We start from the raw sequence: 20,072 nt of genomic DNA, 5'->3' as shown, positions 1-20,072 counted from the left end.
GATGTTTGCACCACCTGCCGTGGCGCGCCCCCCGGCCGCGCCGGGACCCACGTGTTCCCGCAGGAGAATGCCCGAATTCGCGTTTCGGTTCCGTTTCGGCGCCGTTGCCGTCCAGTATCGGGATCGCCGCTCAGTATCGAGCAGTTGTGCGCGGTCCCACCAGAGGGCCTCTCCGTGCGGGGCGGTTACGCCAGGATGGGGGCCATGAATCCCCTCATCACCGCAGCCGAACTCATGAACGCACCGGCCGGGGCGCGGCCACCGGTCCTGCTGGACGTCCGCTACCAGATGGGCGGCCCGCCCGGCCGTCCGCAGTACGAGGCGGGGCACATCCCCGGCGGCGCCTATGTGGACCTCGAAGCCGAGCTGGCCGGCCCCGCAGGGAAGCACGGCAGGCACCCGCTGCCGGACGTCGAGGCGTTCGGCGCGGCGATGCGGCGCGCCGGGGTGCGGTCCGACCGCGAGGTCGTCACCTACGACGGCGGCACAGGCTGGGCGGCCGCCCGTGCGTGGTGGATGCTGCGCTGGGCCGGTCATTACTCCGTACGGGTCCTCGACGGCGGCCTCGCCGCGTGGACGGCCGGGGGCGGGGCTCTGGAGACCGGCGCGCCGCCGGTCGAGGAAGGGGACTTCGTCCCGGCGCCGGGGGCGCTGTCGCTGCTCGACGCCGATGGTGCGGCCGCGCTGGCACGGCGCGGGGTGCTGCTGGACGCCCGGGCGGGGGAGCGGTACCGCGGTGAGACCGAGCCGATCGACGCGGTCGCCGGGCACATCCCCGGCGCGGTCTCCGCGCCGACGACGGAGAACGTGACCGAGGACGGCCGCTTCCGGCCCGCGGAGGAGCTGGCCGCGCGCTTCGCCGGCCTCGGGGCACGTGGCGAGGTGGGGGTCTACTGCGGCTCAGGCGTCTCCGCCGCGCACGAAGTGCTGGCGCTGGCGGTCGCGGGCATCCCCGCGGCCCTCTACGTGGGGTCGTGGAGCGAGTGGTCCTCCGACGGGAGCCGCCCCGTGGCGACGGGCCCCCAGCCGGGCTGATCCGCCGCCCCGTCGTCCGACCGGGGCGAACTGGCGGAAGTCCTGGGGGAGAAGCCTGGCGGAAGTCCTGGGGAAGAAGCGGCAGCGCCCGGCCTCGAAGGGCCTGGCGCTGCCGCCGTGCGGAGCGACCGCGAGGCGCGCACCACCGTGGCCCCGGCAGCAGCCGGGGTTGACGGGCGGTCACTCCTCGGGCCGCTCTGCCGTCACTCCTGTTTCTTGCGCCGGGTGCCGAAGACGATCTCGTCCCAGCTGGGCACCGCGGCCCGGCGGCCGGGCCGGACGCCGTCCGCCTCCGCCTGACGGTCCGTCGTCCCGGTGAGCCGGTCGCGGTGGCCGGCCACCGAACGCGGCATCAGCACATCGGCGTACGCGGCACCAGCGCCCGCACCCGCACCCGCGCTCGCGGCCGGAGGCTCGACGGCCTCCGCCTCCTCTTCGGTCTCCTCGCTCACCGGCGCCACCGGGGGCGGCTCCGGCACGACCATGTCGCCCCGGAAGCTGGGCACGGCCTCCAGCAGGCTCGTCAGGGAGTCCCGCTCCTTGGCGGTGTCCTCCGCGGCGGCGTCGGTGTCCGTCTCCGCGGGGGGAGCGGGCGGTGGCGGTGCCGGGCGGTCCAGGGTGCGGTCCAGCGGCCGGTCGCGCGGCAGCCGGGCGATGCGCGGCACGAAAGGAAAGCTCGGCTCGGGCGTGTCGTCGGTCTCGCCGATGAGGGCCCGCGCCTCGTCGTCCATCGCCTGAACGATCCGCCTCGGCGGGTCGAAGGTCCAGCTCGCGGCGCGCGGCTCACCTGCCGCGCGGTAGACGAGCAGCACCTCCCAGGTGCCGTCGTCGCGGCGCCAGGAGTCCCATTGCGAGCTGTCCTTCTCCGCGCCACGCAGCACCAGCCGCTCCGCGACCGCCTCGCCGAGCGGCGGACCGGTGTTCTCACCGGGACGGCGCACGGGCGTCTTGCGGGCGCGCTCGGCCATGAAGGCGCGCTCGGCGAGCACCGGTCCCTCGAACCTGCGGACCCGCTCGACGGGAATGCCGGCCAACTGCGCGACTTCCTCCGCCGAGGCACCGGCGCGTATACGCGCCTGGATGTCGCGCGGGCGGAGATGGCTCTCCACCTCGATCTCGATCTGGCCCAGGCGAGCACGGTCGTTGCGCACCGCGGCGCGCAACCGTTCGTCAATGGGAAGGGTGTACTCCGTGCTGTCCGCAGCCTTGAGCACCAGCCGTGTGCCGTCGTTGGAGACGGCCACGACACGCAGTTCGGGCATGGGGACCTCCCGGGTGGTGCCTGCCGACGTCACCTGCGTCGCTGCTTCCGCTAGTCGAGTGTGGCCTGCCCGGGTGCAGCCTGCCACAACATTGCCGAGTTGACGGGGCGAGAGCCGCCTGGCCCCTCCCGTTTGGGTCCGGGCGGCCGGACGGGACACCGGGACCAGGGCTCGCCACAGTACTCCATTCGGGCCACTGGGCGTGGATCGGCGCGCCATCGAAGTTCACGCGGGAGAAGGGAGTTGATCCGGGCCATCGGTGAGGACACCCTCCGAACGGGTGTCGAGGTTCACACAATCGCCCGAATCGGAACTGTTCGTTACGCTCGAATGTCTCTTCTAGCTGCAAGAGGGATCGAAGGGCTACACAGAGGCGGGAGATGGACGACAAAGGCGAAAGCGAGGCAAAACCCAAGAAGAAGCGCTTGGAGCTGAGCCTCGCGCAGGTCGCCGGGAGTGCCCTCGCGGCGGTCGTGGCCGCGCTGCTCGCGGGCAAGCTCGGGGTGTACGGCACCGTTCTCGGCGCCGGCGTGGTGAGTGTCGTGGCCACGTCGGGTGGCACGATCTTCCAGCACTTCTTCAGGCGCACCGGCGAGCAGCTCCGCGAGGCGACCACCCAGGCGGCCAGGCCCGCGCTGCGCCAGGTGCCGGTGAAGGACGCCGGGCGCGCCGTGGGACGCCTCGGGCCGGACGCCACGCCCGACGCCGCCCGTACCCAGCTGCTCGGCCAGGTCGACGCGACGCAGATGCTGCCTGCCGCCGACGCGACGCGAGGGCTGCCCGCCGAGGACGCGACGCAGCTGTTGCACGGAGCGGGCCTCACGCCGGAGCGCAGCACGCACGCGGGCGCGCATCAGGACCCGCACGCCGGTGCGTACTCCGATGAAAAGATCGACGGCCTGGGCGACGAGTACACGACAGGCACCACCCACGGCACGCGGCTGCGGGGCTGGAAGCGCCCGCTGCTCGCCGCGGGCGCGGTCTTCGTGCTCGCCATGGGCACCGTCACCGCGGTCGAGCTGGTCAGGGACCAGAGCGCGGACGGCGCGAACAACTCCACGACGATCAGCCAGCTGGTCAGCGGCGGCGGGAAGTCGGAGAAGAAGCAGGATCCGACGCCTTCCGACAGCCCCGGCCCGGGCCGTTCGCACGAGGGCGACCGGGAGCCGGGCAAGGGCGGGGACGGCAGCTCGTCGCCGGACGCCGGGACGCCCGGGCAGGGCGGCGGTACGGGCAAGCCCTCGCCGGACCCGTCGGCCTCGCCCGGCACGGGCGGCACCACCGGCGGCTCGACGCCCGACCCGAAGCCGAATCCGTCCAACCCCACGCAGACGCCCGACGGCGGCAAGGGCGGCACCGGCGGCAAGGGCGGCACGACCACGGGCGGCCAGGGCACGACCGGGCAGACCGACCCCAAGCCGCCGCAGGGCCAGAACGCGGCGGCGGGCACGGGCACGGTCACCCAGGGCACGCTGTCGTAGGACTCCGGCTCTCCTGCCGGACGGGCCCGGTGGTGCGGAATCCCCGCACCACCGGGCCCGTCCCGCGTTCAGGGGGAAAGCCGGGGTCTGCGGCCATCGCCCACCCCCGCCCGGCCTCCAGGGGGAGCCTCAGCCCAGCACGCGCCGCAGATACGCGTTGCCGAACACACCCTCCGGGTCCAGCCGGTCGCGCAGCGCGGTGAACTCCTCGAAGCGCGGATACACCCCGGCCAGATACGCCGCGTCGCGGCTGTGCAGCTTCCCCCAGTGCGGGCGTCCGCCATGCGCCGTCATGATCCGCTCGGCGGCCGCGAAATACGCGTGGTGCGGCGTGCCCCGGTACATGTGCACGGCCACATAGGCCGTGTCCCGCCCGTATGCCGTCGACAGCGGGACGTCGTCCGCCGGGGCGGTGCGTACCTCCACCGGGAAGCTGATCCGCAGCCGTGACCGCTCGACCGTCGCGCGCAGCTCCCGCAGTGCCGCCACGGCGGCCTCGCGCGGCAGGGCGTACTCCATCTCCAGGAAGCGGACCCGCCGGGGGCTGGTGAAGACCTTGTAGGCGACGTCGGTGTACGTGCGGGCCGACAGGGCGCGGCCGGCGATCCGGGCGATGCCGGGGACCGCGGCGGGCACGGTCCGGCCCACGGAACACACGGCCTGGAAGAGCCCGTTGGCTATCAGCTCGTCCTCGACCCAGGCGGCAGCGCGGCCGGGCGGTGCGGCGGGGCCCGCGCTGCGGTTGTTGCGCTTGGTGGTGCAGTGGGTGGTGTGCGGGAACCAGTAGAACTCGAAGTGCTCGTTCTCGGCGACGAGCTGATCGAATTCCGTGGTGACCCGGTCGAAGGGCATCGGCTCTTCCCTGGCCCGCAGGAGGAACTCGGGCTCCACCGCGAAGGTGACCGCGGTGATCACCCCCAGCGCGCCGAGACCCAGCCGGGCCGCCGTGAAGACCTCCGGGTGCTCACGCGGTGAGCAGGTGAGCACCGAGCCGTCCGCCGTCACCAGCTCCAGGCCCCGGACCTGGGCGGCGAGCGAGGCGGAGTCGCGGCCCGTGCCGTGGGTGCCGGTGCTGACCGCGCCCGAGGCGGTCTGCTCCATGATGTCGCCCATGTTGGCCAGCGACAGGCCGTGCGCGGACAGCGTCACGTTCAGCTGCCGGAGCGTGGTCCCGGCGGCCACGGTCACCGTCCCCGCCGCCCGGTCGACCGCCCGCAGTCCGGTCAGCCGCTCCGGGCGGATCAGCAGTCCCTCCGTGGCGGCCACCGAGGTGAAGGAGTGGCCGGTGCCGGCCGCCTTGACCTTCAGGCCGTCCGAGGCGGCCCGTGCCAACTCCTCGGCGAGCTCCGCGGTGCTCGCCGGTGCCACGGTCCGCGCGGGGCGGGCGGTGACGTTCCCCGCCCAGTTACGCCACACGCCCCTTGTCGCGGCCGTCGTGCCGCTCGTGGTTCCGGTCGTTCTCGTCATGTGCGTCGGACCCTCCCCTTGGCTGCGGCACGGGTCCCCCCGGCCGCTGCGGCGCCGGCGTGCGGAGCCGGCGGTAGCCGAGGAACGCCACCGCGGCCGAGAGCGCCCCCGCCACCACGCACACCACGTACCCCGTGGCTGCCCCGGCGTCGTCGACGACCCAGCCGGCGGCCGACGAACCCAGCGCCACCCCGACCGCGAGCCCGGTGCTCGTCCAGGTCATGCCCTCGGTCAGCTTCGCGCGCGGTACGTGCTGTTCGACGAGGGCCATCGTCGTCACCATGGTCGGCGCGATGGACAGGCCCGCGACGAAGAGCGCCACGGCCAGGAACGGCAGGCTCCCGACCAGTTGGAGGGGGATCATACTCACGGCCATCGCGCAGATGCCCAGCAGCCAGCGGCGGGCCGGCTCGCCCTTGAGGCGCAGCAGCCCGAAGACGACGCCGGCCAGGCAGGAGCCCAGCGCGTACACCGAGAGGACCAGGCTCGCCGCCGCCTTGTGGCCCTGCTCCTCGGCGAAGGCGACGGTCACCACGTCGACCGTCCCGAAGATCGTGCCCATGGCCACGAACGTCGCCACCAGCACCTGGAGCCCGGGGGAGCGCAGCGCCGAGCCGCCGTGGTGGTGCTCGTGGGGGTGCGGCACGGGCTCGGTGGAGCGCTGCGAGGTCAGCCAGAGGACGCCCACGGCCAGGAACACGGCGGCCAGCAGGGGCCCCGCCTCGGGGAACCACGCCGTGGACAGGCCGATCGAGAGGATCGGGCCGAAGATGAAGCACACCTCGTCGACCACGGACTCGAAGGAGTACGCGGTGTGCAGCTCGCGGCCGCCGCTGTGGATCGCCGCCCAGCGGGCCCGCACCATCGAGCCCACGCTGGGCAGGCAGCCCACGGCGGCCGCGAAGACGAAGAGCGTCCAGTCCGGCCAGCGCTGCTGCGCGCTGAGCAGCAGCCCCGCGACCGCGACCAGGCAGACCAGCGTCGCCGGACGGAGCACCCGGCGCTGCCCGTGCCGGTCGACGAGCCGGGATATCTGCGGGCCGACCATGGCCGCGGAGATGGCCAGGGTCGCGGAGAGCGCGCCCGCCAGCCCGTACCGGCCGGTCAGCTGGGACACCATCGTCACGATCCCGATGCCCATCATCGACAGCGGCATCCGGCCGAGGAACCCGGCGGCGGAGAAGCTCCTGGAGCCGGGGGCGGCGAATATTGCGCGGTATGGACTGGGCAAGGGGGCCGCCAGGGGATCAGGGGGTGAGCCGAGGAGGTTGACAGTGGGTGAGGGTGCCGGTAAGGGACGTAAGTGGCCGATACAGCTTACGTGCGTATGTGTGTGCGATGCACGGCCATTTCCTGCCTGTCAGTGGCGGGTGGCAGGATCGGACCATGTCGGATCAGCCAGCAGACCAGCGAGCAACAGCCCCGTACGACGCCCTGTTGCTGCTCTCCTTCGGCGGCCCCGAAGGCCCGGACGACGTCGTCCCGTTCCTGGAGAACGTCACCCGGGGCCGCGGGATCCCCCGCGAGCGGCTCAAGGAGGTCGGGCAGCACTACTTCCTCTTCGGCGGCGTCAGCCCGATCAACGACCAGAACCGCGAGCTGCTGGCCGCGCTGCGCAAGGAGTTCGCCGACCACGGCGTCGACCTGCCGGTCCACTGGGGCAACCGCAACTGGGCCCCGTATCTGACCGACACGCTGCGCGAGATGGCCGGCGCGGGGCACCGCCGCGTCCTGACGCTCGCCACCAGCGCCTACGCCTCGTACTCCGGCTGCCGGCAGTACCGCGAGAACCTCGCCGACGCCCTGGCCGCCCTGGAGGGCGAGGGGATCACGCTGCCGCGCGTCGACAAGCTGCGGCACTACTTCAACCACCCCGGCTTCGTCCGGCCCATGGTCGACGCGACCCTCGCGGCGCTCGCCGGTCTCCCCGAGGACGTCCGGGACGGCGCGCACCTCGCCTTCACCACGCACTCCGTCCCCACGGCCGCGGCGGACACCTCCGGCCCCGTCGAGGGCCATGGTGACGGCGGCGCCTACGTCGCCCAGCACCTCGACGTCGCCCGGCTGATCGCCGACGCGGTCCGCGAGGAGACCGGCGTCGAGCGCCCCTGGCAACTCGTCTACCAGTCCCGCAGCGGCGCCCCGCACATCCCCTGGCTCGAACCCGACATCTGTGACCACCTGGAGACCCTGCACGGCGAGGGCGCCGAGGCGGCCGTGATGGTCCCGATCGGCTTCGTCTCGGACCACATGGAGGTCAAGTACGACCTCGACACCGAGGCCACCGCCAAGGCCGCCGAGCTCGGCCTGCCGGTCGCCCGCGCGGCCACCGTCGGAGCCGACCCGCGCTTCGTGGCCGCCGTCCGCGAGCTGGTGCTGGAGCGCGCCGCCACCGAGCGCGGCCTCGACCCGCGGCGCTGCGCGCTCGGCGCGCTCGGCCCCTCCCACGATCTCTGTCCCGTCGGCTGCTGCCCGGCCCGGGCACCCCGCCCGGCCGCCGCCGGAGCCGACAGCCCGTACGCGTAAGGAGCACTGTGAGCGACACCTTGAAGGACGAACTCCTGGCCGTGGCCCTCGAGGCCGCGGAGCGGGCCGGCGCGCTGCTCAGGGACGGCCGCCCGGCCGACCTGGGCGTCGCCGCGACCAAGACCAGCCCCATCGACGTCGTCACCGAGATGGACATCGCCGCCGAGAAGCTGATCACCGGCTTCCTCGCCGAGCGCCGCCCCGCCGACGGGGTGCTCGGCGAGGAGGGCGCCAGCAGCACGGGCACCAGCGGGGTGCGCTGGGTCATCGACCCGGTCGACGGCACGGTCAACTACCTCTACGGGCTGCCCTCCTGGGCCGTGTCGATAGCCGCCGAGATCGACGGCGAGGCGGTCGTCGGCGTGGTCGCGGCGCCGATGCGGGGCGAGACCTACAGCGCGGTGCGCGGCCGCGGCGCGTTCCTGGGCGGCCGGCGGCTCGCCGTCCGCCCCGCGCCGCCCCTGGACCAGGCCCTGATCGGCACCGGCTTCGGCTATCTCACCGCCCGCCGGGCCGCCCAGGCGGAGGTCCTGCGCGCCCTGCTCCCGGAGGTCCGCGACATCCGGCGCGGCGGGTCCGCGGCCATCGACCTGTGCGACGTGGCCTGCGGCCGGCTGGACGGCTACTACGAGCGGGGGCTCAACCACTGGGACTATGCGGCCGGCGCCCTGATCGCCCGCGAGGCGGGCGCGCTCACCGGCGGCCGGCCCGGCGAGGCGGAGTCCACGGAGCTGACCGTGGCGGCGGCGCCGGTGCTCTTCGAGCGGCTCCGGGGGCGTCTGGAGGACCTGGGCGCCTGGCACGACTGACGGAGCCCCCGGGCCGAGCCCGCCGGGCGCGGCCCGGCGCCCCGGCCGGACGCCTCGGGAGAACACCGGAACGCCCCCGCACCGTCAGGTGCGAGGGCGTTCGGTGCGTGGATCGGCCGGTGGCGGCTGCCGCTAGGCGGCGCTCACTTCGACGCCGTGCTCCGCCGCGAGGCGGTGCAGGTCCTCCAGCGCCGCCTGCTCCACCTCGGCGAGGAACTCGTCGCCCGACCTGCGGGCCTGGTCCAGGTCGGACCGGGTGCTCTCTATGCGCTGCAGAATGCCAGCGGTGAACGCGTCCATAGTGCTGCGCCCCCTCCAGGGTCGGCTCGGCGGCACGGGGGTGTGCCTGGGGGTCACCCCCGGCGGGGACCGGGGGAGAAACGACCACACCCTGCCCCTTGGGACGGCGGCCGATCGTGACGTGCCGCTGCTCGGGCGTGATCGCGGGTGTGCAGACGTCTTCCCCACCGCCGTCCGCGGGGAAACCTGTGGCAGCCCGGCAAGGCGGAAAATGCGGAATCCCACCGGGACCACACGTCCTGCCACAGCCGCCCCCGACGCCCCTTACAGCCGGTTTACCGGCGTAGGAGGCAGGATGGATACACCCACCAGGGAACCGACATGCCTGCCCAGACCAAGGGCTCCAAGGGAAGGATCAACGCCGTGCGCGTACTCGTCGTCGAGGACGAGCAACTGCTCGCCGATGCCGTCGCCACCGGATTGCGCCGGGAGGCCATGGCCGTCGACGTCGTGTACGACGGCGCGGCCGCGCTCGAGCGTGTCGCCGTCAACGACTACGACGTCATCGTCCTCGACCGCGACCTTCCCCTCGTCCACGGCGACGACGTGTGCCGCAAGGTCGTCGAGCTCGGCATGCCCACCCGTGTCCTGATGCTGACCGCCTCCGGCGACGTCAGCGACCGGGTGGAGGGCCTGGAGATCGGCGCCGACGACTATCTGCCCAAGCCCTTCGCCTTCAGCGAGCTCACCGCGCGCGTCCGCGCCCTCGGCCGCCGTACGACGGTGGCGCTGCCGCCCGTCCTGGAGCGGGCAGGCATCAAGCTGGACCCCAACCGCCGCGAGGTCTTCCGCGAGGGCCGGGAGGTGCAGCTGGCACCCAAGGAGTTCGCGGTGCTGGAGGTGCTCATGCGCAGCGAGGGCGCGGTCGTCTCGGCCGAGCAGCTCCTGGAGAAGGCGTGGGACGAGAACACCGACCCCTTCACCAACGTCGTCCGCGTCACGGTCATGACGCTGCGCCGCAAGCTCGGGGAGCCCGCGGTGATCGTCACCGTGCCCGGCTCCGGATACCGGATCTGACGCACGATGCCCGCCACCCCCGCACCGCCGACGGCCCCCCAGACACCGCCGAAACCCAGCTGGGACCCCCGCCAGCCCGTCGTACGGCCGTTCCCCTGGCTGCGCCCGACGATCCGCATACGGCTCACCCTGCTCTACGGCGGGATGTTCCTGATGGCGGGCGTCCTGCTGCTCACGATCATCTATCTGCTGGCTGCCCACGCGCTGGACTCCGGCAGCGCGCCGCTGATCAAGCTGATCAACGGCAGCCAGGTCACCGTGCCCGACTCCAGCCTCTGTCCCGACCTGCGCCCCGGCCTGACCGCCGACCAGGCGAACAACATCCTGAGCACGTGCACGAGCCACCAGCGTGCCCTCGCCCTCGACAGCCTCCTCAAGCGCTCCCTCCTCGCCCTCCTCGGCCTCGCCGTGATCGCCTTCGCCTTCGGCTACGCCATGGCGGGCCGGGTCCTCTCGCCGCTCGGCAAGATGACGCGCACGGCCCGCCGGGTCGCCGCCACGGACCTCTCCCGGCGGATCGAACTGGGCGGCCCGGAGGACGAGTTGAAGGAGCTCTCCGACACCTTCGACGAGATGCTCGACCGGCTGGAGCGGGCGTTCACCGCGCAGCAGCGCTTCGTGGCCAACGCCTCGCACGAGCTGCGCACCCCGCTCGCGATCAACCGCACCCTGCTGGAGGTCCACCTCTCCGACCCGGGCGCGTCCCCCGAGCTCCAGCAGCTCGGCAAGACCCTGCTGGCCACCAACGAGCGCAGCGAGCAGCTCGTGGAGGGCCTGCTGCTGCTCGCGCGCAGCGACAACGAGATCGTGGACCGCAAGCCCGTGGACCTCGCGGAGGTGGCCTCCCAGGCCATCGACCAGACGCGCGCGGAGGCCCAGGCCAAGGGGGTCGAGCTGCGCGGCACCCGGCAGCCCGCGGTCGTGCAGGGCAACGGCGTGCTCCTGGAGCGCATCGCGCTCAACCTCGTGCAGAACGCCGTGCGCTACAACGCGGCCGACGGCTGGGTCGAGGTCACCACCGAGGCCCAGCCGGGCCGGGCGGTGCTGGTCGTGGAGAACACCGGCCCCATCGTCCCGGCCTACGAGCTGGACAACATCTTCGAGCCGTTCCGCCGCCTGCGCACCGAGCGGACCGGCAGCGACAAGGGCGTGGGCCTCGGGCTTTCGATCGTCCGATCCGTCGCCCGCGCGCACGGCGGCAGGATCACCGCCGAACCCCGCGACGGGGGTGGGCTGATCATGAGAGTGGTACTTCCGACCTGAGAATCTCTGCGAGAATAGGGCGGCCGGAGGTTCGCTTTGGGCGGAATTTTCATGGTCCGCCCCTAGCCGGTGGCGTGTGTGATCGCTCACATGCGCAAACTTCCGGCCATCCACTCTCCGTGATCGTCGGGGCCGATGGAACGCCGGGAAAATGGGGGTTTCCGGGGGTCCTGATCACGGGAAGTACACGTGATGGCGTATCCACATGCGGCATCCGGACCGTGTACGGTCCCGTTCGCCATCCATCCCCATCACCTCTTCAGGTGTGCGGTTGGGTGTCGATTGAGTAACAGACCTTGATGTGAGGCAAAATCTCCGCCTCGGGTCGGGCACAAGTCCGGCCTCTCACGCGTTACGTGCGCTGGAGACACCGCAGACACCCAGAGGGGGAGAGCGACATGGCAACGGATTACGACACCCCACGCAAGACCGACGATGACGTCAACGAGGACAGCATCGAGGAGCTGAAGGCCCGGCGGAACGACAAGTCCGCTTCAACGGTCGACGTCGACGACTTCGAGGCCGCCGAAGGCCTGGAGCTGCCCGGCGCGGACCTCTCCAACGAGGAGCTGTCCGTCCGGGTCCTGCCGCGGCAGGCCGACGAGTTCACCTGCATGAGCTGCTTCCTCGTGCACCACCGCAGCCAGCTGGCCCGCGAGAAGAACGGTCAGCCGATCTGCCGCGACTGCGAGTGAGGAGCGGGTCTGCATGGCAGGCTCGATCCCGTTTCGCAAGCGGCGCTCACAGCGGTCCGAACTGACCACCGGACCAGAGGGCGACGCCGCGCGGCAGGAGGGTGCCGATGACGCCGACGTCACCGTCGGCGCCGTGGACACCACCCCTGCCGCCGGGGCCGGCACAGACGTCGAGCGGGGCCGTGCGGCCTCGCTCGCCGCGGCTGTCGGCCGTGGCGCCAGGAAGGGCGGCCAGGGGGCGAGGGCGGGGCTGACCGCCGTGGCCGACCGGATCATCGCGAACGCCCCGCGCGTCCCGGTGCGCGATCTCGCGACCCTGCGCGAGCAGTTCCCGGGCCTGGGCCCGGAGGAGCTCGCGGACAAACTGGTCGCGGGCGCCGCGCACGGCACGTCCACCGTGGGCGCCGGCGTCGGCGCCGCGGCCATGCTGCCGGTTCCGCCGGCCATGCCCGCCGAGCTGGCGGCCGAGATCATCGGCGTCGCCGCGGTGGAGTTCAAGCTCATCGCCGAGCTGCACGAGGTCTACGGCCTGCGGGCCCCCGGCACCGTGCGCCAGCGCGCGGTCGCCTATCTCGGGGCGTGGGCCGACGAGCGTGGCATCGACGTCACCTCGCCCCTGACCGTCAACGCGGCCCTCGGCGGCCAGCTGCGGCGCGAGCTGCGCCAGCAGGTCCTCAAGCGCAGCTTCCGCAATCTGCCCAACCTCACGCCGTTCATGATCGGCGCGACCGTGGGCGCGGTCATGAACCGACGCGACACCAAGAGACTCGCCGAGAAGGTCCGCAAGGACTTGCGCACCCGCCAGATCCCCTGGAACACCCTCCTGCCGGAGCCCGGCTCCCTCTGAGCCCCGAGGGCCCGCCCGGCGCGGGCTCAGGCCCGCACGGCCGCCAGGGCCGCCGCCAGGCGCTCGGGGGAGCGGGTGGAGAGGTAGACGTACGGCGTGGGGTCCGAGGGGTCGGTGATCTCGATGCGCACCGCCGTGGGGACGTAGCCGCGCAGCAGCATGAAGGCGCGGGTGTCGGCCTTGTGCGTGCGCCAGGCGCGGGCCTCCTCCGCGTCCAGGACCTCCGCCGCCCCCAGCGCCGCCACCGGGATCTGCGCGTCACCGGCGATGAGGGCGTCGCCCACGACGCGGATGCGCACCGAGCCGTAGGAGCTGACCGCGATCGACGCGAGGGCCGCGCCGCCGACGAGTCCGCCCAGCATCGGGATGGTGCCCAGCGGCAGCAGAATCAGCGCCATGGCGACCCCGATGAGTACCGCGATGAACCACCACGATCGGGGCGCGGTCAGGCGTTCTTCGTAAGGCTGCATGGGCCAAGCCTGCCACGGACGGGACCAGGCCCTGCTCCCGCGGGTAAGGTCAGCCCCTGTGAGTGGACGAACGACAAAGCCGACGCTGCCGCCCGGGGCCGAGCCACCGGTGCGGCACGCGGACGCGCCCGCGCCCGGGGAGACCATCGGGGCGCACTACGAATACTGCTTCGGCTGCGGCGGAGGCGTCCCGCACGGTCTGCACGTCGAGGTGCGCGCCGGCGAGGGCGTGAGCGTCACCGCGGAGTTCCGCGTCAAGGAGGCGCACCAGGGCGCCCCCGGCCTCGCGCACGGCGGTGTGCTGGCCACGGCGCTCGACGAGACGCTGGGCTCGCTGGGCTGGCTGCTGCGGGTGATCGCGGTGACCGGACGGCTGGAGACGGACTACGTACGGCCCGTGCCCGTGGACACCGTGCTGCACCTGCAGGCGGAGGTCCGCGCGGTGCACGGCCGTAAGATCTACGCCACGGCCACCGGCCGGATCGGCGGCCCGGAGGGCCCCGTCGCGGTCCAGGCGGAAGCGGTGTTCATCGAGGTCAAGGTCGACCACTTCATCGAGAACGGCCGCGCCACCGAGATCCAGGCCGCCCTGGCCGACCCCGACCAGGTGAAGGTCGCGCGAGCTTTTGAGGTGAACCCGTGAGCCGTATGCCGCTGGACGTGCTGATCCGCAGGGTCGACCCGGAGGTGCCCGTCCCCTCCTACGGTCACCCCGGCGACGCCGGCTGCGACCTGGTCACCACCGAGGCCGCCGAGCTGGCGCCGGGGGAGCGGCTGGTGCTGCCCACCGGGGTCGCCGTCGCGCTGCCCGACGGTTACGCCGCCTTCGTGCACCCGCGTTCGGGTCTCGCAGCCAGGTGCGGGGTCTCCATGGTGAATGCCCCGGGGACCATCGATGCCGGGTACCGTGGAGAGATCAAGGTGATTGTGGTCAATCTGGACCCGCGCGAGACCGTGCGGTTCGAGAGGTTCGACCGGATCGCCCAATTGGTTGTCCAGCAGGTCGAGAAGGTCCGCTTCCACGAGGTGGCGGAGCTTCCAGGCTCGGCACGGGCCGAAGGGGGCTTCGGGTCCACCGGTGGCCACGCTGCCGTGGGGAATGGATTCGCTTCGGTCGCAAGCGACCGGGAAGGACAGTGACGTGTTCGGTCGTCGCCGCAAGCGCGGGGAGGACGCCGTCGACCAGGTCGACGACGTGACCTCCGAGGAGTTGGCTGAGGACTCCCTCTCCAACGCGTCCGCAGAGGACATCGCGGCCGAGAGCCGGGTCCGGCTGGAGCCGGAACCGCGCCCCGAAGGGCCGTGGGACCTCTCCGAGGTCCGCGACCCCGTGGAGGGCCGCGTGGACCTGGGCGGACTGTTCGTGCCCGGGGTCGAGGGCATGGAGCTGAGGGTCGAGGTCGCCGGTGACGCCATCGTCGCCGCGACAGTGGTGCTGCGCGACAGTGCCGTGCAGCTCCAGGCGTTCGCCGCCCCCAAGCGCGAGGGCATCTGGCACGAGGTGCGGGAGGAGATCGCCTCCGGCATCACCCAGCAGGGCGGCGTCGTGGACGAGGTCCAGGGCCCGCTGGGCTGGGAGCTGCGGGCCCAGGTGCCGGTCGCGCTGCCGGACGGCACCCAGGGCGTCCAGCTCGTCCGCTTCGTGGGCTGTGACGGCCCGCGCTGGTTCCTGCGCGGTGTCATCTCGGGCCAGGGCGCGGTGCAGCCGCAGACCGCCGGGATGCTGGAGCAGATCTTCCAGGACACCGTCGTCGTGCGCGGCGAGTCCCCGATGGCGCCCCGCGACCCGATCGTGCTGAAGCTGCCGGACGACGCGCAGATGGTCGCCGAGGGCCTCCAGCAGCAGGACGAGGACGGAGCCTCGCGCTTCGCCGGCGGTGTGGACCGCCTGGAGCGTGGCCCGGAGATCTCCGAGGTGCGCTGAAAACCGCTCGTCAAACGGCTGGATCTGGTCGTTCCGCTGGGCCGCAACCCCGAATCGGGGTTGCGGCCCAGCGGCGTTTTCGCAGGTCAAAGCGGTGCGCGTATGGAATCCGTCAAGGGGGCGCTAATGGCCGTATGAGAGGCGTCAACGGGGCGCTCGCACCGTGACAACAGGGGTTTGCTTTGGGAGTCCGTTCATATCCGAACTCTCTAGGAGCACACGATGGCCGACGTGGCCTTCGTCGTCACCACGATCGCGGTCTTCGCGCTGGTGGCTCTCGTCGCCAAGGGGGTGACCAAGCTGTGACCGTCGAGAACATCGTCGGCCTGGTCGTGGCCGTCGCCCTGCTGGGCTACCTGATCCTCGCCCTCGTTTTCCCGGAGAGGTTCTAGCAAAGATATGAGCCCCGTCCTTTCCGGAGTCCTCCAGCTCACCGCGCTCGTCGCGGCGCTGGCGCTGGTCTACCGCCCGCTGGGCGACTACATGGCCCGCGTCTACAGCTCCGAGAAGCATCTGCGCGTCGAGAAGCTGATCTACCGCTCGATCGGCGCCAATCCCAACGCCGAGATGCGCTGGCCCGCCTACCTGCGCGGCATCCTCGCCTTCTCGGCGGCGAGCGTCCTCTTCCTGTACCTGCTCCAGCGGATCCAGGGCGTCCTGCCGCACTCGCTCTCCCTCGGCTTCACGGCGATCAGCCCGGACCAGGCGTTCAACACCGCCGCCTCGTTCGTCTCCAACACCAACTGGCAGTCGTACTCGGGCGAGCAGGCCATGGGCCACGCCGTCCAGACGGCCGGTCTCGCCGTCCAGAACTTCGTCTCCGCCGCCGTCGGCATGGCCGTCGCCGTCGCGCTCGTCCGGGGCTTCGCCCGGGCCCGCACCGGAGAACTGGGCAACTTCTGGTCCGACCTGGTGCGCGGCACGGTCCGCATCCTGATCCCGATCTCCGTGATCGCCGCGGTCGTGCTCGTCGCCTGTGGCGCGATCCAGAACTTCGCGGGCATCCACGACATCGGGCAGCTCGCCGGCGGCACCCAGCAGGTCAACGGCGGCGCCGTGGCCTCGCAGGAGGCCATCAAGGAGCTCGGCACCAACGGCGGCGGCTACTTCAACGCCAACTCCGCCCACCCGTTCGAGAACCCCAACGCCTTCACCAACCTCTTCGAGATCTTCCTGATCCTCGTCATCCCCTTCTCGCTGACGCGCACCTTCGGCAAGCTCGTGGGCAACGTCAAGCAGGGCTACGCGATCCTCGCCGCCATGGGCCTGATCTGGCTCGGCTTCACCGCGCTGATGATGTGGACGGAGTTCCACCACGGCGGCCCGGCGCTCCAGGCCGCGGGCAGCGCGCTGGAGGGCAAGGAGCAGCGCTTCGGCATCGGCGGTACGTCGATCTTCGCGACCTCCACCACCCTGACCTCGACCGGCGCGGTGGACGGCTTCCACTCCTCCTTCACCGGCTTCGGCGGCGGCATCGCGCTGCTCGGCATGATGCTCGGCGAGATCGCGCCCGGCGGTGTCGGCTCCGGCCTCTACGGCATGCTCGTCATGGCGATCATCGCGGTCTTCATCGCGGGCCTGATGGTCGGCCGTACGCCCGAGTACCTGGGGAAGAAGATCGGCACCCGCGAGATCAAGCTCGCCGCCTGCTACATCCTCATCACCCCGACGCTGGTCCTCGGCTTCACCGCCGTGTCCATGGCGATGGCGACCCCGCCGCACTCGATCCTCAACGTCGCGGGCAACTCCGTGGACAGCAGCGGAGCGCACGGCTTCTCCGAGGTGCTCTACGCCTTCACCTCCGGCGCCAACAACAACGGCTCCGCCTTCGGCGGTCTCAACGCCAACACGCATTGGTACAACACCACGATCGGTCTCGCCATGCTGCTGGGCCGCTTCCTGCCGATGGTCTTCGTGCTGGCGCTGGCCGGCTCGCTGGCCGAGCAGCAGCCCGTTCCCGAGACCGCGGGCACCCTGCGCACCGAGAAGCCGCTCTTCGCGGGCCTGCTCGTCGGCGCGATCATCATCATCACCGGCTTGACCTACTTCCCGGCACTGGCCCTTGGCCCGATGGCGGAGGGACTCTCATGAGCACGACCACCCCTGTCCGTACCGCCCCCGAAGGGCCCGAGGAGGAGCGTCCGCACGGCTCCGAGGAGCCCGGCCGGGTCTCGGGCGGTATCTTCGACCCGGCGCAGCTGCTGAAGTCGCTGCCGGACGCGTTCCGCAAGCTCGATCCCCGGGTGATGGTGAAGTCCCCGGTGATGTTCGTGGTCGAGGTCGGCTCGGTGGTCACCACCGGGCTGGCGCTCAAGGACCCCGGCGCCTGGTTCGGCTGGGCGATCACCGTCTGGCTGTGGCTGACCGTCATCTTCGCCAACCTCGCCGAGGCCGTCGCCGAGGGGCGCGGCAAGGCGCAGGCGGACACCCTGCGCAAGGCCAAGACCGACACCGTCGCGCGCCGCCTGACCGGCGGCACGGAGGAGTCGGTGCCCGGCACCGAGCTGCGCGTGGGCGACCTCGTCGTCTGCGAGGCCGGTGACATCATCCCCGGTGACGGCGATGTCGTCGAAGGTGTCGCGAGCGTCGACGAGTCCGCGATCACGGGTGAGTCGGCGCCGGTCATCCGCGAGTCCGGCGGCGACCGCTCGGCCGTCACCGGCGGTACGAAGGTGCTCTCCGACCGCATCGTCGTGAAGATCATGACGAAGCCGGGCGAGACCTTCATCGACCGGATGATCAACCTCGTCGAGGGCGCGGCCCGGCAGAAGACGCCGAACGAGATCGCCCTCAACATCCTGCTGGCCTCGCTCACCATCGTCTTCCTGCTGGCCGTCGTCACGCTCCAGCCGTTCGCGATCTACGCCCACGCCGAGCAGTCGATGATCGTGCTGGCGGCCCTGGTGGTCTGCCTGATCCCGACCACCATCGGCGCGCTGCTCTCCGCGATCGGTATCGCCGGCATGGACCGGCTCGTGCAGCGCAACGTGCTGGCGATGTCCGGGCGCGCGGTCGAGGCGGCCGGTGACATCTCCACGCTGCTGCTCGACAAGACCGGCACGATCACCTACGGCAACCGCCAGGCCGCCGAGTTCGTCCCGGTCAAGGGCACCATGGCCGCCGAGGTGGCGGACGCCGCCCAGCTGTCGTCCCTGGCCGACGAGACGCCCGAGGGCCGCTCGATCGTCGTCCTCGCCAAGGAGAAGTACGGCCTGCGCGAGCGCCACGAGGGCGAGCTCGTCGGCGCCGAGTGGGTGCCCTTCACCGCCCAGACGCGTATGTCGGGTGTGGACGTCTCCCAGGACGGAATCAGCCGCAAGGTCCGCAAGGGCGCGACCGGTTCGGTCGTCGCCTGGGTCAAGGAGCAGGGCGGCAGCGTCGCCGACGACGCCATCAAGCTCACCGACGACATCTCCCAGGCCGGCGGCACGCCGCTGCTGGTCGCCGTGGAGGACGACAAGGGCGCCCGCGTCCTGGGCGTCATCCACCTCAAGGACGTCGTCAAGGAGGGCATGCGCGAGCGGTTCGACGAGCTGCGCCGCATGGGCATCAAGACCGTCATGATCACGGGTGACAACCCGCTGACGGCGAAGGCCATCGCCGAGGAGGCGGGTGTCGACGACTTCCTCGCGGAGGCGACGCCCGAGGACAAGATGGCGCTCATCAAGCGCGAGCAGGCCGGCGGCAAGCTCGTCGCGATGACGGGTGACGGCACCAACGACGCGCCCGCGCTGGCCCAGGCGGACGTCGGCGTGGCCATGAACACCGGCACCTCGGCCGCCAAGGAGGCCGGGAACATGGTGGACCTGGACTCCAACCCCACCAAGCTCATCGAGATCGTCGAGATCGGCAAGCAGCTCCTGATCACGCGTGGCGCGCTGACCACCTTCTCGATCGCCAACGACGTCGCGAAGTACTTCGCGATCATCCCGGCGATGTTCGCGGTGGCCTACCCGGGCCTGGACAAGCTCAACATCATGAGCCTGCACAGCCCGCAGACCGCCATCCTGTCGGCGGTCATCTTCAACGCGCTGGTCATCGTGGCCCTGGTGCCGCTCGCCCTCAAGGGCGTGCGTTACCGCCCGATGAGCGCGGACAGCATGCTCCGGCGCAACCTCACCGTCTACGGACTGGGCGGCCTGATCGCCCCGTTCATCGGCATCAAGATCATCGACCTGCTCATCTCCCTCATCCCTGGCATCGGGTGACCTCCATGAACAACTCCGTACGCAGCACGGCCCGGCTGGCCGGCGCGGGCCTGCGGGCCCTGCTCGTCCTCACGGTCATCTGCGGGGTGATCTACCCCCTCGTCGTCACCGGCATCGCCCAGGCGGCCTTCCACGGCAAGGCCAACGGCTCCGAGATCAAGGTGAACGGCAAGTCGGTGGGCTCCGAGAGGCTCGGCCAGTCCTACACCCTCGACGAGAAGGACAAGGCCGGAAACCCGCTGCCCGACCCGAAGTTCTTCCAGGGCCGCCCCTCGGCGGCCGGGCCCAACACCGAGAACACGCAGTACAAGCTCGTGGTGTCCGGCCCCTCCAACCTCGCCGCGGACAGCAAGGTCCTGCTGGACAGCGTCCAGCAGCGCCGCGCCGACGTCGCCGCCTTCAACGGCGTCTCCCCGGCGGCGGTCCCGGCGGACGCCCTCACCGCCTCCGGCTCCGGCCTCGACCCCGACATCTCCCCGGCCTACGCACGCCTCCAGGCCGACCGGGTCGCCAAGGCCAACCACCTCCCGGCCGACGAGGTCGGCAAGCTCGTCGACCAGCACGTCGACGGCCGCATCCTCGGCTTCATGGGCGAGGAGCGCGTCAACGTCCTGAAGCTCAACGTCGCGCTCCGCGAGCTCGCCAGGGGCTGACGGGCAGGCGGTGACGTACGTCGGCGGGCGGCCGGGGCGGTGAACCCCGCCCGCCCGCCGACGTCTTGGGTCCGGGACACACGCCCGATCAGCTGAGCGTTCGACCTCCGGCAGG

20 protein-coding genes are annotated in these 20,072 nt (G+C 71.8%); 15 read left to right on the top strand and 5 right to left on the bottom strand.

The window, feature by feature from the left end:
* The first annotated feature begins 204 nt into the window (after positions 1-204).
* The gene (locus tag AB0435_RS24365) at positions 205-1,035 is read left to right on the top strand and encodes a sulfurtransferase (RefSeq protein ID WP_366005874.1); all 831 of its coding nucleotides are present in this window, start codon (positions 205-207) and stop codon (positions 1,033-1,035) included.
* A 203-nt stretch (positions 1,036-1,238) separates the two neighbouring features.
* Here the strand turns inward: AB0435_RS24365 and sepH are convergent, their stop codons facing one another.
* The gene (gene sepH / locus AB0435_RS24360) at positions 1,239-2,330 is read right to left on the bottom strand and encodes a septation protein SepH (RefSeq protein ID WP_366005873.1); all 1,092 of its coding nucleotides are present in this window, start codon (positions 2,328-2,330) and stop codon (positions 1,239-1,241) included.
* Positions 2,331-2,677: 347 nt separating this feature from the next.
* On the opposite strand from sepH, the gene AB0435_RS24355 reads away from it, so the two are divergent.
* Positions 2,678-3,778, top strand: coding sequence for a hypothetical protein (locus AB0435_RS24355; protein WP_366427948.1), 1,101 nt, complete (start codon positions 2,678-2,680; stop codon positions 3,776-3,778).
* A 129-nt stretch (positions 3,779-3,907) separates the two neighbouring features.
* Here AB0435_RS24355 and AB0435_RS24350 read toward each other — a convergent pair whose 3' ends face one another.
* Positions 3,908-5,245, bottom strand: a complete 1,338-nt coding sequence (locus AB0435_RS24350; protein ID WP_366427947.1) for a D-arabinono-1,4-lactone oxidase — start codon at positions 5,243-5,245, stop codon at positions 3,908-3,910.
* Complete coding sequence (locus AB0435_RS24345) at positions 5,184-6,476, bottom strand: MFS transporter (RefSeq protein ID WP_366005870.1); 1,293 nt, start codon at positions 6,474-6,476, stop codon at positions 5,184-5,186. Before AB0435_RS24345 ends, AB0435_RS24350 begins: the two co-directional genes overlap by 62 nt.
* A 155-nt stretch (positions 6,477-6,631) precedes the next feature.
* Here AB0435_RS24345 and AB0435_RS24340 point away from each other — a divergent pair, with 155 nt between their 5' ends.
* Positions 6,632-7,771 (top strand): ferrochelatase, encoded by a 1,140-nt coding sequence (locus tag AB0435_RS24340; protein WP_366005869.1) that lies wholly within the window; start codon positions 6,632-6,634, stop codon positions 7,769-7,771.
* Positions 7,772-7,779: 8 nt separating this feature from the next.
* Positions 7,780-8,580 (top strand): inositol monophosphatase family protein, encoded by an 801-nt coding sequence (locus AB0435_RS24335; protein ID WP_366005868.1) that lies wholly within the window; start codon positions 7,780-7,782, stop codon positions 8,578-8,580.
* 132 nt (positions 8,581-8,712) lie between these two features.
* Here AB0435_RS24335 and AB0435_RS24330 read toward each other — a convergent pair whose 3' ends face one another.
* Positions 8,713-8,880: a hypothetical protein gene (locus AB0435_RS24330; RefSeq protein WP_366005867.1), complete on the bottom strand. Its 168-nt coding sequence runs from the start codon at positions 8,878-8,880 to the stop codon at positions 8,713-8,715.
* Between the two features lie 363 nt (positions 8,881-9,243).
* Between AB0435_RS24330 and AB0435_RS24325 the strand changes: the two genes are divergently transcribed.
* The 4 genes from AB0435_RS24325 (at position 9,244) to AB0435_RS24310 (ending at position 12,702) form a co-directional block, all read left to right on the top strand.
* Entirely contained in the window at positions 9,244-9,897 is a 654-nt protein-coding gene (locus tag AB0435_RS24325; protein ID WP_116215978.1) for a response regulator transcription factor, read from the top strand.
* A gap of 6 nt (positions 9,898-9,903) precedes the next feature.
* The gene (locus AB0435_RS24320) at positions 9,904-11,160 is read left to right on the top strand and encodes a HAMP domain-containing sensor histidine kinase (protein ID WP_366005866.1); all 1,257 of its coding nucleotides are present in this window, start codon (positions 9,904-9,906) and stop codon (positions 11,158-11,160) included.
* Between the two features lie 398 nt (positions 11,161-11,558).
* A complete protein-coding gene (locus AB0435_RS24315) occupies positions 11,559-11,855 on the top strand; it encodes a DUF4193 domain-containing protein (RefSeq protein WP_116214298.1) in 297 nt (98 codons plus the stop codon).
* Between the two features lie 13 nt (positions 11,856-11,868).
* Positions 11,869-12,702, top strand: a complete 834-nt coding sequence (locus AB0435_RS24310) for a hypothetical protein (protein WP_366005864.1) — start codon at positions 11,869-11,871, stop codon at positions 12,700-12,702.
* Between the two features lie 26 nt (positions 12,703-12,728).
* On the opposite strand, the gene AB0435_RS24305 is transcribed toward AB0435_RS24310, so the two are convergent.
* Positions 12,729-13,172, bottom strand: a complete 444-nt coding sequence (locus AB0435_RS24305; protein ID WP_366005863.1) for a DUF3093 domain-containing protein — start codon at positions 13,170-13,172, stop codon at positions 12,729-12,731.
* A 58-nt stretch (positions 13,173-13,230) separates the two neighbouring features.
* Between AB0435_RS24305 and AB0435_RS24300 the strand changes: the two genes are divergently transcribed.
* The 7 genes from AB0435_RS24300 (at position 13,231) to kdpC (ending at position 19,957) form a co-directional block, all read left to right on the top strand.
* On the top strand, positions 13,231-13,815 hold the full coding sequence (locus AB0435_RS24300) for a PaaI family thioesterase (protein WP_366005862.1): 585 nt from the start codon (positions 13,231-13,233) through the stop codon (positions 13,813-13,815).
* The gene (dut, locus tag AB0435_RS24295; RefSeq protein WP_366005861.1) at positions 13,812-14,312 is read left to right on the top strand and encodes a dUTP diphosphatase; all 501 of its coding nucleotides are present in this window, start codon (positions 13,812-13,814) and stop codon (positions 14,310-14,312) included. The genes AB0435_RS24300 and dut overlap by 4 nt, the downstream gene beginning before the upstream one ends.
* A gap of 1 nt (position 14,313) precedes the next feature.
* Positions 14,314-15,096, top strand: a complete 783-nt coding sequence (locus AB0435_RS24290) for a DUF3710 domain-containing protein (protein WP_366005860.1) — start codon at positions 14,314-14,316, stop codon at positions 15,094-15,096.
* 302 nt (positions 15,097-15,398) lie between these two features.
* Positions 15,399-15,488: a K(+)-transporting ATPase subunit F gene (kdpF, locus tag AB0435_RS24285; RefSeq protein WP_116214304.1), complete on the top strand. Its 90-nt coding sequence runs from the start codon at positions 15,399-15,401 to the stop codon at positions 15,486-15,488.
* A 7-nt stretch (positions 15,489-15,495) separates the two neighbouring features.
* Complete coding sequence (gene kdpA / locus AB0435_RS24280) at positions 15,496-17,187, top strand: potassium-transporting ATPase subunit KdpA (RefSeq protein ID WP_366427946.1); 1,692 nt, start codon at positions 15,496-15,498, stop codon at positions 17,185-17,187.
* On the top strand, positions 17,184-19,304 hold the full coding sequence (gene kdpB, locus AB0435_RS24275; protein WP_366427945.1) for a potassium-transporting ATPase subunit KdpB: 2,121 nt from the start codon (positions 17,184-17,186) through the stop codon (positions 19,302-19,304). Before kdpA ends, kdpB begins: the two co-directional genes overlap by 4 nt.
* A gap of 5 nt (positions 19,305-19,309) precedes the next feature.
* The gene (gene kdpC, locus AB0435_RS24270; protein ID WP_366005857.1) at positions 19,310-19,957 is read left to right on the top strand and encodes a potassium-transporting ATPase subunit KdpC; all 648 of its coding nucleotides are present in this window, start codon (positions 19,310-19,312) and stop codon (positions 19,955-19,957) included.
* The last annotated feature ends 115 nt before the right edge of the window (positions 19,958-20,072 follow it).

Origin of the sequence: Streptomyces sp. NPDC051173 (assembly GCF_040689515.1) — a bacterium.
Classification (GTDB): Bacteria; Actinomycetota; Actinomycetes; order Streptomycetales; family Streptomycetaceae; genus Streptomyces.
This window is presented reverse-complemented; position numbering and strand designations above follow the sequence as displayed.